Genomic DNA, 13,447 nt, shown 5'->3' on the forward strand with positions numbered 1-13,447 from the left:
CCACATGTTTTTGCAACCATTTAACATAGTATTATTAGTATTAACCTAAAAGAGACACGCTCATCTCGTTAATTTAAGAGAACGCTTTATGAACCTTTTTTTCCAAAATAGCTTAGCCTTTCCTAGCTTTATCTTTAGTGCCTTACTTATTATTATCCTCTTTTATTGGCTATGTGCTGCTTTTGGACTATTAGATATCGATTTATTTAATATCGATAGCGAATTAGATGTCGATGCGACGGGCCTTGCGGGTTGGCTAACTAAATTAGGGCTTGCCGGCATTCCGGTAACCATTATATTAACCTTCTTCACTTTGTTCGGCTGGTTTATTAGTTACTTTTGCGTACATTGGTTTATTCGTTTTATTGAAACAGATTTATTGCGTTATGTTATCGGCTTTATTGCTTTTATTATCATCAGCTTTGTTTCTCTTAATTTAACAGCGCTATGCTTAAAACCAATCCGCAATAAGCTCATTTCTCGTAGCAAACCTAAATCAGTTCACCAACTAGTAGGAAAATTTGCTGTAGTACGCTCCGAATATGTCACAGAAAATAAAGGTGAAGCCCTATTAGAAGATGGTGGTGCCGGTTTAATTTTACAGATCAGAGCGCCAGCAACAGAAAATATTAAACGAGGGGATAGCGTAATTATTATTAGTTATGACGCGCCTACTCATAGTTATCAAGTCGTAACGGAAGATGAATTTCACCGCTAATGATAAATTCGGTGAAAGGAAAATAAGTTAACAGACACATTAAGATTAAAAATGACGACATCGTCTGAACCTATGGAGAAAAATGTATGGATTTGGCTTTCGTTATGCCTTTCTTAACAATTATTGGCTGTGTGATCTTAGTTATTTTAGGGCTCTTTGGTTTATTCAAAGCGTTTTATATTAAGGTTCCACAAGGTACAGCATTAATTGTTAACGACATGACATCACAACCTAAAGTTCATTTTACTGGGGCTTTAGTTTATCCGGTTATCTACAAAAAAGAGTTTATGCGTATTTCGCTTTTAACCTTAGAAGTCGATCGCCGTGGTAAAGATGGATTAATTTGCCAAGATAATTTACGTGCAGATATTACTGTCGCCTTCTACCTGCGTGTTAATGAAACGACGGAAGATGTATTAAAAGTCGCTAAAGCGATTGGTGTAGATAGAGCATCAGATCATCAAGCCGTGAGTACATTATTTAGTGCTAAATTCTCTGAAGCCTTAAAAACCGTCGGCAAACAATTTGAGTTATCGAAATTATTTGAAGATAGACAAAATTTCCGTGATCGTATTGTTGATGTGATTGGTAAAGATCTCAATGGTTATGCGTTAGAAGATGTGGCCATCGACTATTTAGAGCAAACACCTAAATCAGCCCTTGATCCAAATAATATTTTTGATTCAGAAGGTATTCGCAAAATTACCGAAATTACTGCAATACATAATATCGAAACGAATCAAAAAGAGCGTGACCAAGAGTTAGCGATTCAAAAGAAAAATGTTGAAACTCGCGAAGCAAGTCTGGCTTTAGAGCGCCAACAAGCAGATGCAGAAGCTCGCCAACAGCGTGAAATTGATAATATCCGTGCCCGTGAAAGTTCAGAAACCTTACGAGTACAAGAAGAAGAGCGTCTAAAAGCAGAGCAAGCTCGTATTCAAACTCAGCAAGAAATTGAAATACGAGAAGAAAACCGTATGCGTGAAGTCGAAGTCGCGCAACAAAACCGCACCAGAGCGGTAGCTATTGAGCAAGAGCGCGTTAATCGTGCCCGTGAATTAGAAATTGTCGCTCGTGAGCGAGAAGTTGAACTACAACGTATTGAAAAAGAAAAAGCGTTAGAAGAAGAGCGCAAAAATATTTCAAATGTGATCCGCGAGCGTGTTGCTGTTGAAAAAACGGTCGCACAAGAAGAAGAGCGTATTAAAGAAGTACGTGAAGTCTCAGAAGCTGAGCGTATGCGCCAAGTGACGGTGATTAATGCGCAAGCTGAAGCCGAAGAATCTTTAGTACGCCAAGTGAAAAAAGCCGAAGCGGATGAATCAAGTGCAAAACATAAAGCTGAAGAAATCAGCACCATGGCAAAAGCAGAATTAGAAGCCTCTGTGAAACAAGCTGAAGCGAAAAAACGCTTAGCTGAAGGGATCGAAGCTGAACACGCAGCATTAGGCCTTGCCGAAGCACGTGTTCGTCAAGCAACTGCCGAAGCAGAAGAAAAAGAAGGTTTAGTACAAGCCAATATCACAGCGGAACAGCTGTTGGCACAAGCGCGTGGCTTGAAAGAAAAAGGCTTAAGCGAAGCGCAAGTCATGGAAGCAAAAGCACAAGCGCAACAACAACAAGGTTTTGCTGAAGCGAAAATTCTTGAAGAGAAATTAGCAGCTCAAGCTCGCGGTGAAGAGCAACAAGCGAATGCTAAAGAAAAACTGGGTCTTGCTGATGCGAAAATTCTTGAAGAAAAACTGGCCGCTCAAGCGCGTGGTGAGGGTCAATTAGGTTCAGCACAAGCAGAAGTGATCCGCCAACGTCTGAAAGCAGAAGCTGACGGTTTAACAGATAAATTCAAGTCAATGGATCACCTCAGTGATACTGCTCGTGCTCATGAAGAGTTCCGTATGCGCCTTGAAAAACAATTTGAACAAGCCATGGCTTCTATTGAAGCAAATAAAGAGATTGCTCGTGAGCAAGCGGATGTATTAGCAGCAGCACTGAGCAAAACGAATATTGAAATTGTCGGTGGTGATGGCAACTTCTTTAATACCTTCTCTAAAGCACTGAGCTTAGGTAAAGCGGTTGATGGTTTTATGGATAAAAGTAGCTTTGCCAAAGAGAACGTTGAGAAATTGATTAATCGTACTCAGCAAGATAAAAAATTAGATGTTGCTTCACTGCTAAAAAATCCAGAAGTTCAAGAATTAATTAATGGATTTATGGCGACTAAAGGTGCGGGTCAACTGATCAAAGAAGTCACAGCAAAATCAGACACCCCAAAAGAAGATTAATATCGCTCTAAAAGGAGAGGAAAAGACATAGAGAAATTCTCTATGTCTTTTCGATTGTTTCTATCGTTTAAGCCAAGGAAATCCGTTATACCATGTCTGATATTCATGATACGAATCGCGAACAGGAAATACTTGATAGCGCTGTTGCACAAGGTGGCGCATATGAAATATTGCGTAAACGCCTTACCGAGCAAGGTCAGCAGTTACATGTAAAAGCCACTGAACTCAATCAGCATCGATTAGCTGAATTTGGTCAAAGCCAAATGGATATCATTGGCCGTATTCGTATTCGAACAGAGAATAATTGCCAAGCAAGAGATATTGTTCGCGTTGGTGAATGGTTACTATTTGGTTATAACGTTTTCCTCGGTTTAAAACGAGAAACGCACCTTGAAGATGTTTTTTCACTTTATCGCTTAATTGATAATAATGGCGAGTTTGATGTTGAAGCGGTTGCTTATGAAGGCACTTTTTTAAATGATAATCGCTTTATCCAAGATTTTACCGAGCTATACACTTACTATAAAAATACGCAACTACTACAGCTAGTTGAGCGTGATGGTAAATTACTCGCTAGTTTTCAAATTGGCGATCGTATTACCGATGTACGCGTCTTCCGTTGGTCGATATCCAGTGACAAACAACGTATTGAATATATTGATAATCGTGGCGAACGCGATATAGCACTCCCCCCTGCTTACGATTTTGATTGGATAAAAACACAACGTGAAGATACGGTAAATGGGCGTTTTCCTCATATCAACATTTTAGATACAGTCTTTGTAGAAACCACCGGTGGCGATTTGACTGTCAAATGTGAAAACAATACCGAAGATGGTTTAGGAATTTATCGTGAAGCGGTCTTAGATAAAAACCAGTCCCTTGATGATGCACAAATTGAATATGCACAAACTGGCAGTTTAATTTTATTAAAAGTGCTTCCTTACCGCGAAGAGAATTGGCGTTATTTAGTCTATAACACACTAACACAAAGTGTTCAGCGTATTGATGCCATTGGGCAAGCTTGTGTGCAACTTCCGGAAGATCACGGTATCATTTTTCCCGGCGGCTACTATCTACAAAATGGCGATTACAAAACCTTTGATCAACCAATGGAAGGTATGTATTTTCGTCGTTTGCGTCGTTCACCTAACGGTGAAGATGTGCTGTATGTCTTCTATTCACCGACACAAGGTCGTCTCGCGCTATTTAATTACAATATGATTGAGCGTAAATTGGCGACACCATTGGTCGGTCATGGCTATGCCATGCTAGAAGATGGCAAAATGGTGCTATTTGAAGGGGAAGGCGAAGAAGCTACCCGTGTTCACCCGATGCAAGTTTGGCAAACGCCCTTCTATTCTGAAGAATTTGCCGATAAACAACCGCCACGAAACGGCTTTTATGGGCGTATTGGTAATGCCGATTTAGTTCGCGGGATCTCAGAAATTTTACATGTCGCCAAAGAAATTGAAGGTAGCCAAGTTTCCATCGCTCGTTATGAGCAACTTAGCCAACAACCAAAAAGCTTATTAGATCTCTATTACTGGTTTAATGATGAACACTGTCTAGGTATTGGCCCCTTACTAAAAGAGATCGCTCAAACAAGTGAATTAGTGCTTGATGAATATGAAAAAGTCGAAAGTATTCGTCAACAATCAGCGAAATCAATGCAAGAAGCGATCAACCGTCAGAAATCTCTGTTATCACTGACACTGCCTGATAGTTGGACCGATATTCAACAATTTGTTGATAGTTTAAATTCGCTCAATACACACCATGGACACCTTATTTCTTTGCGTGAATTCCGTTATATGGATTTAACGCAATTAAATAAAATGGAAACGGAAATAACCGAGGCACAGCAACGTGTTTCGCAAGCCACAGCCCAATTTCTTGCCAGCGACAAAGCGCTACAGCCTTTTAAAACACAGCTTACTACTTTTGAACAACAGATAGAAAAAGCACAAAACAGTGCTCAGCTTGATGTACCAATGAATGAGATGGCGCAGATGTCAGAAGATTTAGACATGCTGTCAAATCTGATGGCATCACTCACCTTTGAGGATGTGACGCAACAAACACAGATTATTGATGCCATCTCCCAAATTTATGCACAACTCAATCAATCACGAGCTCGCTTACAGCAAAAAAGAAAATCACAAAGTAGCGTAGAAACCGTCGCTCAATTTGGTGCGCAATTCCGCCTATTTAGTCAGGGGATCACCAATGCTTTATCACTGGCAACAGATCCGGAACGTTGTGAAGAGCAGCTTTCACGATTGCTAGTACAGCTAGAAGAATTAGAAAGCCAATTTAGTCAGCATGATGAATTTCTTGATGATATCTTGTCAAAACGAGAAGAGTTATTAGAGACTTTTGAGGCGCATAAACAATCGTTACTTGATGATCGTCAACGTCGTTCACAAAGCTTATTAACTGCTGCTAATCGTCTCTTAGAAAATCTGCAACGTAGAACAACTCGGTTGCAATCACAAGATGAATTAAATGCTTTTTTTGCCTCTGATCCTTTAGCATTAAAAACACGTGAAATCATTGAAAAACTAAGAGAAATCAATGACAACGTTAAAGCAGATGATATTGATGCCCGTCTTAAATCGTCTCGTGATCAAGCCATCCGTATCTTACGTGATAAAACGGATATCTTTGAAGAGGGTGGCAATGTTATTAAATTGGGCCCTCGTCACCGTTTTAGTGTTAATACACAAGAGCTAGATCTTACTATTTTACCGAAAGAAGATAAGCTTTGGTTATATCTAACCGGTACCGATTTCCAAGAGCCAATCGACCATCCAGAGCTTGAAACACTGCGCCCTTACTGGAATGCGACATTAAGTTCAGAATCTGAAACGGTGTATCGTGCGGAATATCTCGCCTATTCAATTATCTATGCTGCATCAAAACGTCAAGATGGATTAACCCTAGAAATCTTAAAAGAAGCACTGAGTGTACCTGAAAAATTAGAAAAGTTAGTACGTGATTTCGCAACACCTCGCTATAAAGAAGGCTATGAAAAAGGGATCCACGATCATGATGCTATCGCCATTCTAAAGAAACTTCTACCTGTAGGTGAAAGTGCTGATCTGCTTCGTTATAACCCAACAGCACGGGCAATTGCTGCTATTTTCTGGGAAAAAGTACAAACTAATGAATACCCAGCATTATGGCCAGAGCGCGCACGAACGGCAGTGAATATTCAACAACTGTTTCATAATGATGATGCATTAATTGATTTACAGGCAGAAATAGAAGCGGATATCCGCCTATTCCTTACTGATAATCCGATTAAATGTGGATCTTATGTTCCGATCCAAGCCGCTGAATATTTAAGTTTTGCACTAGCAAGAACACCAATAGAATTGGTTTACAGTAAATATGCCAAAGAGCTCGTTGTTGCCTTACAAAACCGATTAGAAGCCGCTCATATGTGGATTGATTTTAATCGTTCACAACAAAATTTAGCCTCACGTTATGCACAACGTTGGGCATTGATTCAAAATTGGCTACAAGGATTGTGCTCTCAAGCCGATTATGCTCATCTAACCCCTTATATTCCGGGGGCAATTGCCATTATTATGTTAGATAAAATCGCCTCTGCACGTTATAGCGAGGTTGATTTATACTTTAAGGTAAACGGATTATTAGGTGAGCATCCTACTATTGAAAATCAAACACTTTCATTGAGTTTAGATGATTATTTCAGTCGTATGCGCGGACAGCGTAAAACCTTTATTCCCGCCTTTAATCATTATCTGACTTTACGACAAAAAATTGTTCTTGAAGAGCGCCAGCGTTTAAAACTGGATGAGTTTAAAGCAAAACCTCTCAGTTCATTTGTGCGTAATAAACTGATTAACGATGTCTATTTACCAATTATTGGTGACAATATGGCAAAACAGATCGGTGCATTAGGTGAAGGGAAACGCACTGACTTGATGGGATTATTATTAATGATCTCCCCACCAGGTTACGGTAAAACGACCTTAATGGAATATGTAGCCGATCGTTTGGGACTGATCTTTATGAAAATAAATGGCCCTGCTTTAGGTCATAATGTTTTGTCATTAGATCCCGAACAAGCGCCAAACGCAACAGCAAAACAAGAGCTAGAAAAACTCAATCTTGCCCTTGAGATGGGCAATAATGTGATGTTGTATGTCGATGATATTCAGCATACACACCCTGAATTCCTACAAAAATTTATCTCGCTATGTGATGGCACACGCCGTATTGAAGGGGTTTGGAAAGGGAAAACCCGAACCTATGATATGCGTGGTAAAAAATTCTGTGTGGTGATGGCCGGTAACCCTTATACCGAGTCTGGTGAACTATTTAAGATCCCTGATATGTTAGCTAACCGTGCTGATATCTATAATCTTGGTGAGGTATTAGGAGGAATGGATGACGCCTTTGCACTCAGTTATATTGAAAATAGCTTAACCTCTAACTCAGTTCTTGCTCCCCTTGCTTTACGTGATCTAAACGATCTCTATCTTTTTGTTGATAAAGCCATGGGTAAATCAGTTTCAACCAATTCCCTCAGTTATCCTTATTCGGATGCGGAAATTAATGAAATTGTGATGGTATTAAAACATCTAATTACTTTGCGTGATGTAATTTTAAAAGTAAATCAACAATATATAGCAAGTGCGGCACAATCCGATAAATATCGTACTGAGCCTGCATTCCGCTTACAAGGCAGTTATCGCAATATGAACAAATTAAGCGAAAAAGTCTCTGCGGTTATGAATGAGAAAGAAATTGAACGCTTACTCGACGATCACTATCTTGGCGAAGCCCAATTACTCACAACGGGTGCTGAAGAGAACTTATTAAAACTGGCGGAAATACGTGGCACATTAACCGAACAAGATGCTATTCGTTGGCAGCAAATCAAAAAAGATTTTATGCGCAACAAAGCATTAGGTGGCGATAATGCTGATATTGGCGATCGCGTAGTGTCACAGTTGGCGAATTTAGTAGAAAGTGTGCAGAGTTTACGCTAAAAGAGATAAATTAACCTTATTTAGCTCACTTATTTTAGTGGGCTAAATAGGGCATAAATAATGGTTTATAAATTGAGCAACCCACTCCAAAAATCATTGATTAATTGGAATACTACAACCCATGTACAATCCTTACTAACAATCTTTCTCATTTTTCCATGTTCACGATATGCATCTGTTCAAGATTAGTGAACAAGGGAATATCGTGAACAGAATATGGTTAAATATTTTTACAATTAAAGGTTTTATTTACCACGTCGCATAGGCATTGTTGATGTCTGCTTTAACGTTAATCCCTTCGTTTCTGGTGCAAACAGTACTGATACCATCATCCCAAACAGAGAAATAGCCGCCCCCACCAGCATTGTGGTATTGATCCCATAAGTGGCAATAAAAGCGGGAAGCGCACAGGTGGAAATAACCGTCCCAATACGGCTTATCGACATAATAACCCCCACCGCCGATGCTCGGATATCGGTTGGAAATAATTCATTCGGATAAAGCCACTGTAAAATGCCAGGTCCTCCCGAGAAAAAAGCGTAGGTAGCAAACGCTAAGATAACGAATAAAATCGGTAAATTCGGGAATATCCCCAGCGTGAATAATGCTAAAGTCATCATCGCAAAACTACCAATTAACAGTGGGCGCCGCCCCGTTTGGTTTAACCAAAACATCGCAGGAATACAACCCAACATAAAAAATAGGCTGATCACGACATTGCCTAATGCCGCACTTCTTCCTGTATCCCATCCTAATAAACCGACAATTTGAGGGCCAAAGGTATAAATGGCAAACATCGGGATCACTTGGCAGGTCCAAATTACGGCAACAAAGAGCACAAATGAGAAGTGGCGTTTATTAAATAATTCGATAAAACGGGTCGTTTTAGCATCTTCTGCTTCAAAGACCACAGGCTCGCCAAAGAGTTTGATCATCATTTCATTACACTCTTTAATACGCCCTTGGCGTATTAACCAAAGCGGTGATTCAGGGAGATCAAAGCGACCAATTAGAATAATAACGCAAGGAATAAAAGCACTGCCTAACATCCAACGCCAGCCATCTTGGACATCATATAAAAGATAACCCACTAAATTGGCACATGTCGCACCGATATACCACATAGCAGCAATAAATCCGACGGCAAAGGCACGTTGCTTTTTATTGGAAAATTCGGTGATCATCGAAGTTGCAATAGGATAGTCAGCGCCAATCACAATCCCAATAAGGAAGCGCATCACTAACAACCCTATTGGTGTTGAAACAAACATGGTCGCAATAGAAATCACCGCAATAGCCACAATATCAACGAGGAACATTTTACGGCGCCCTACTTTGTCACAAATATAGCCAAAAAGTGAGGTACCAATAAAAAGCCCTGCTAATGTTGCCGCACCAAGCAGACCAATCCATCGCGTATCAAGCTGTAATATAGGTGTTAATTGTTCGAGCGCCACACCAATAATGACTAATACATAACCATCAAGAAAAGGGCCGCCACTTCCCCATAACATCACTCGACGATGTACTGAGGTAAAACGAATATCATCAAAGTTTCTGGGCTGCATGACTGCGTCCTAGTCTATTTTTTAACCAAAGAAAGAAAAGCTCCCAGGCCGGAGACAGCGCTGGGAGAAAAGTAGCGATACATCATCCGTAACGATATTCCACGCCAAACGTTCCGCGTGGGTATTCCCATTTTTCAAGCGCACTGTCTAAACCGAGAATTCGACAGGTTCCACACTCTAAGCACCCTGCATAATCAAAGCTGACGCTACCATCTTGTTGTTTTTTATAAAGACCCGCAGGACAAGCTTTTACCAGTGTGTCTAATACTTGCATATCAGGTTGCTGTTTAATGATGATATGTGGATTTTCTTCATCGACATTAAATTTATTGATGCCCAATTTGACATCGACATTTACAGGAGAACTCATATTGCTTTTACTCCTTTGATCCCATCTTTTATTAAATTCATCCACCCCACTTTTTTGCTATGACGCATGATGGTTTTACGCATCGGTACAGGGGCATCATCGGTGACAGTAAAGAGATCTTTTGCAATACCAACCACCATGTCAGGATAAGCAGTAAACATACGCGGATTATCTAGTAAATCAGGCATACGTTGATATGCTTTCATATCGCGCAAAGGCCCCTGTGCTAAATGGTTGAGATACTCATTAAGGGTTTGTTTACTAAAATCATTTTTTGCCATTGCTGAAAGCACCGTTTTTGCAGCAGCTTCCCCTGATGCCATGGCTAAATCCATCCCTCTAATGGTAAAGCCTAGATTCATACACATGCCTGCCGCATCTCCTGCTATCAAAACACCATCACGAACAAGTTCGTGTTGCATTCGCAACCCTGCCTCAGGTACCACATGGGCGCTATATTCCACCATTTTTCCATCAGCAATCAGCGGTGCTACAACGGGGTGTTGTTTAAAATCTTCTAGCATTTGTGGAACCGATTTTTTGGCATCTTTAATATGGTGAAGCCCACAGACAAGCCCCAAAGAAAGCGTCGTTTTATTGGTATATAAAAAACCGCCCCCCATTAGCCCATCGGTAGGAAAGCCGGCAAATAACCAAGCCACACCTTCGTTATCTTTTAGGTTAAAACGATCTTTAATGACACTTTCAGGCAGTTCGATGATCTCTTTTACGCCCACGGCAACATTTTCAGCTGCAACTCGTTTTGTCATGCCTAACTGTTCAGCCAAAAGTGAGTTCACACCATCAGCCAAAATCACCGCTTTGGCTTCTAATACATCACCATCTGCTTCTACACCGACAATTTTACCGTCACGCTCAACTAACTTATCAACACGAATGCCCGTGATACACTGGGCGCCTGCATCTTCGGCTTGCGCCATTAGCCATTGATCAAATTCACCACGTAATACAGACCAAGAGGCATGATTAGGGTTATGCGTTTCAGCGTTTTGATAGTCGATAGTCATAGCCCCTGTTTGTGTCATAAATGACAGTTTTTCATGGGTGATCACCCGCTCAACCGGAGCCTGTTGCGCAAATTCAGGAATGATGCGCTCAAGGGTATGGGCATATAGACGACCACCCGTTACATTTTTTCCGCCGGCGTAGTTCCCTCTTTCTATTAGCAATACCTGCGCACCTTCTCTGGCTAAAACAAGTGCAGCCACAGAGCCCGCTAATCCTGCGCCAACAATAATGGCATCGAAAATATCTTCGGAATCGGACATAACATCTCCAGAACTTGCAAATAAAGCAGAGAAGTTATCTTCTCTGCTGACTAAATCAGTTAGATAGTTGACGGGTAAGTGCAGGCAAAATCTTCATTACATCACCGACAATGCCATAGTCAGCAAATTGGAAGATAGGTGCATTTTTATCTTTGTTGATCGCCATAATGGTTTGTGATCCATTTGCACCAACCATATGTTGGATTTGCCCTGAAATACCTACCGCCAAATACAGATCTGGCTTAAGCATCAGGTTAGAAATGCCAACATAACGCTCATGCTCCATCCATTTTTCATTTTCAGCCACAGGGCGGGAGCAGGCGATTTCAGCCCCAATCTCTTTTGCTAACTCTTCTGCAATAGCAATATTTTCTTTACTGCCAATACCTCGACCAACACTGACCACAAAACGGGCTTTATCCAGATCGACGGCATTGATTTTTCTTGGCTGAATAGACTGGCAAATAATGCTTTGTGAAGGGGCAATCCATGCTACTTTTTGTGCCGTACCCGTAGCCTGTGTTTCTGATGCAACGTCAAAAGCACCAGTGCTTGCGGTAACAACACAATAAGGTGTTGTTAATGTTTCATCACCAAAGGCAAGTCCACCGTAAACCATATGTTTTGCCACTAATGCATCATTTTGGGTACTTAATGATTGTGCATCATTTGATACTACCGCGGCTAAACGGTGACCTAAACGAGCGGCAAATAATTTGCCACGACGCGTATTCGGCAGTAAGACCAAGCCGGCATCGCTATGTGATTTAATGGTTTCAACGATACTTTGTGCATAATCTTCCATAATGCGATCATCAGGTTTACCTTCTAATTGGAAAACCGCTGTCGCCCCTAATTTAAAGGCAGCGATGCTTTGCTCATCATTAAAGGTAAAGACATTGATTGATTGACCTAATGAAGAAGCACCTCCCATTAATTCTGGTAAAGGGGAAAGTACATCACTCAACACCCAAACAGTTGAAAACTGGCTCATAACTCCCCCTATTACTTAATAATTTTTCGTAAATATTCTGCAAATTCAGCAATTTGATCATCGCCATCACCTTCAATAATGATGCGCTGACGTACTTTTTGTTTCGGTGCTAACACGGTTTGCTCTGAACGTGGTGTTATGGGCTCTAAACCAAGATCGGCCACACTCCATTGTTGAACCGGCTTTTTAGCGGCACCTAAAATGGCTTTCATGGATGGAATTTGTGGAGAGTTGATATCGGTAGAAACGGCAATCACCGCAGGTAAGGTGATAGTAAGCGTTTCAATTTCGTTTTCTAATTCGCGTTCAACGGTGATGGAATCAGTTGTAATAGAAACAATTTTATTAACCCCATTAATGGCAGGAATATTCAAGATCTCCCCCACCAGCAAACTCACTTGTTGGGAACTTAGATCTGCCGAGCCATCACCACATAAGATAAGATCGTACCCCTGCTTAGTTGCAGCTGCTGCAAGCACTGTCGCCGTTTGATAAGGAAGAGAAGCTTCCAATTGCTCATCAACCACCACCACGAGATCATCAGCACCACGAGATAACACATCTTTACGTGCTTTAGCGTTAGTCAGCGCGTTACCACCTACGCTCATTGCCGTGATTTGAATACCATCAAGTTGTGTTTTTAACTGATTTGCCGCTTCAATCGCATTTAAATCATATTGGCTAATTTTGTTATTGGCGCGCGAAAAATCGAGTGAACCATCGGCATTATTGACCACAATATCCTGTTCATCGGGAACACTCTTGTAACATGTAATAATCTTCATTACATCTCCTGAAATTAATAAATATGTCATTTACTCTGGCAATGTAATATACAATTAACACAATTAAATGATTAAGAAATTAAATCCAGATCACCAATATTGAAGATTATTAAATAAGAGATGGATAGCGTTCAATATTGCTAAATACATCACCAATATTGAAATTAAATTTAATTAAAGTGATTAACTTTCAATATTGTTAACTGGATCAACAATATTGAACATAATAAGAAATGAGTTATTTAATATTCAATATTGCCACAAAGATCAACAATATTGAAAGAGCGAATATAACACATTTATTACAAACCTAAATATAGTCTTATTTATCAATTAATTAAAATGAAAACAAAAGGTTATAAACCGTAACATAAAATCGACAAAAAGAATAGTGTGAAGTGAATAACAGAATGG

Annotated in this window: 8 protein-coding genes; 3 read left to right on the forward strand and 5 right to left on the reverse strand. The window is 40.3% G+C overall.

Annotated features, from left to right (window positions below):
• Window positions 1–88 precede the first annotated feature (88 nt).
• The 3 genes from HMPREF0693_RS12535 (at window position 89) to HMPREF0693_RS12545 (ending at window position 8,027) form a co-directional block, all read left to right on the forward strand.
• Complete coding sequence (locus HMPREF0693_RS12535; protein WP_004245784.1) at window positions 89–718, forward strand: OB-fold-containig protein; 630 nt, start codon at window positions 89–91, stop codon at window positions 716–718.
• 86 nt (window positions 719–804) lie between these two features.
• Window positions 805–3,000 (forward strand): hypothetical protein, encoded by a 2,196-nt coding sequence (locus HMPREF0693_RS12540; protein WP_004245785.1) that lies wholly within the window; start codon window positions 805–807, stop codon window positions 2,998–3,000.
• Window positions 3,001–3,092: 92 nt separating this feature from the next.
• Complete coding sequence (locus HMPREF0693_RS12545; protein ID WP_004245786.1) at window positions 3,093–8,027, forward strand: DNA repair ATPase; 4,935 nt, start codon at window positions 3,093–3,095, stop codon at window positions 8,025–8,027.
• 245 nt (window positions 8,028–8,272) lie between these two features.
• Here the strand turns inward: HMPREF0693_RS12545 and HMPREF0693_RS12550 are convergent, their stop codons facing one another.
• The 5 genes from HMPREF0693_RS12550 to HMPREF0693_RS12570 form a co-directional block, all read right to left on the reverse strand.
• Window positions 8,273–9,595 carry an MFS transporter gene (locus HMPREF0693_RS12550; RefSeq protein WP_004245787.1) on the reverse strand — a complete coding sequence of 441 codons (1,323 nt, stop codon included), beginning with the start codon at window positions 9,593–9,595 and terminating at the stop codon, window positions 8,273–8,275.
• Between the two features lie 82 nt (window positions 9,596–9,677).
• Entirely contained in the window at window positions 9,678–9,965 is a 288-nt protein-coding gene (fixX, locus tag HMPREF0693_RS12555) for a ferredoxin-like protein FixX (RefSeq protein WP_004245788.1), read from the reverse strand.
• Window positions 9,962–11,254, reverse strand: a complete 1,293-nt coding sequence (locus tag HMPREF0693_RS12560; RefSeq protein WP_004245789.1) for an FAD-dependent oxidoreductase — start codon at window positions 11,252–11,254, stop codon at window positions 9,962–9,964. Before HMPREF0693_RS12560 ends, fixX begins: the two co-directional genes overlap by 4 nt.
• 55 nt (window positions 11,255–11,309) lie before the next feature.
• The gene (locus HMPREF0693_RS12565) at window positions 11,310–12,248 is read right to left on the reverse strand and encodes an FAD-binding protein (RefSeq protein ID WP_004245790.1); all 939 of its coding nucleotides are present in this window, start codon (window positions 12,246–12,248) and stop codon (window positions 11,310–11,312) included.
• Window positions 12,249–12,259: 11 nt separating this feature from the next.
• Window positions 12,260–13,033, reverse strand: a complete 774-nt coding sequence (locus HMPREF0693_RS12570; protein WP_004249233.1) for an electron transfer flavoprotein FixA — start codon at window positions 13,031–13,033, stop codon at window positions 12,260–12,262.
• Window positions 13,034–13,447 lie beyond the last annotated feature (414 nt).

This window comes from Proteus mirabilis ATCC 29906 (assembly GCF_000160755.1).
Classification (GTDB): Bacteria; Pseudomonadota; Gammaproteobacteria; order Enterobacterales; family Enterobacteriaceae; genus Proteus; species Proteus mirabilis.

Bases quoted from the DNA above. Each gene is read 5' to 3' on its own strand.
- HMPREF0693_RS12535 (WP_004245784.1), top strand. From the start codon at position 89: ATGAACCTTTTTTTCCAAAATAGCTTAGCCTTTCCTAGCTTTATCTTT.
- HMPREF0693_RS12540 (WP_004245785.1), top strand. From the start codon at position 805: ATGGATTTGGCTTTCGTTATGCCTTTCTTAACAATTATTGGCTGTGTG.
- HMPREF0693_RS12545 (WP_004245786.1), top strand. From the start codon at position 3,093: ATGTCTGATATTCATGATACGAATCGCGAACAGGAAATACTTGATAGC.
- HMPREF0693_RS12550 (WP_004245787.1), bottom strand. From the start codon at position 9,595: ATGCAGCCCAGAAACTTTGATGATATTCGTTTTACCTCAGTACATCGT.
- fixX (WP_004245788.1), bottom strand. From the start codon at position 9,965: ATGAGTTCTCCTGTAAATGTCGATGTCAAATTGGGCATCAATAAATTT.
- HMPREF0693_RS12560 (WP_004245789.1), bottom strand. From the start codon at position 11,254: ATGTCCGATTCCGAAGATATTTTCGATGCCATTATTGTTGGCGCAGGA.
- HMPREF0693_RS12565 (WP_004245790.1), bottom strand. From the start codon at position 12,248: ATGAGCCAGTTTTCAACTGTTTGGGTGTTGAGTGATGTACTTTCCCCT.
- HMPREF0693_RS12570 (WP_004249233.1), bottom strand. From the start codon at position 13,033: ATGAAGATTATTACATGTTACAAGAGTGTTCCCGATGAACAGGATATT.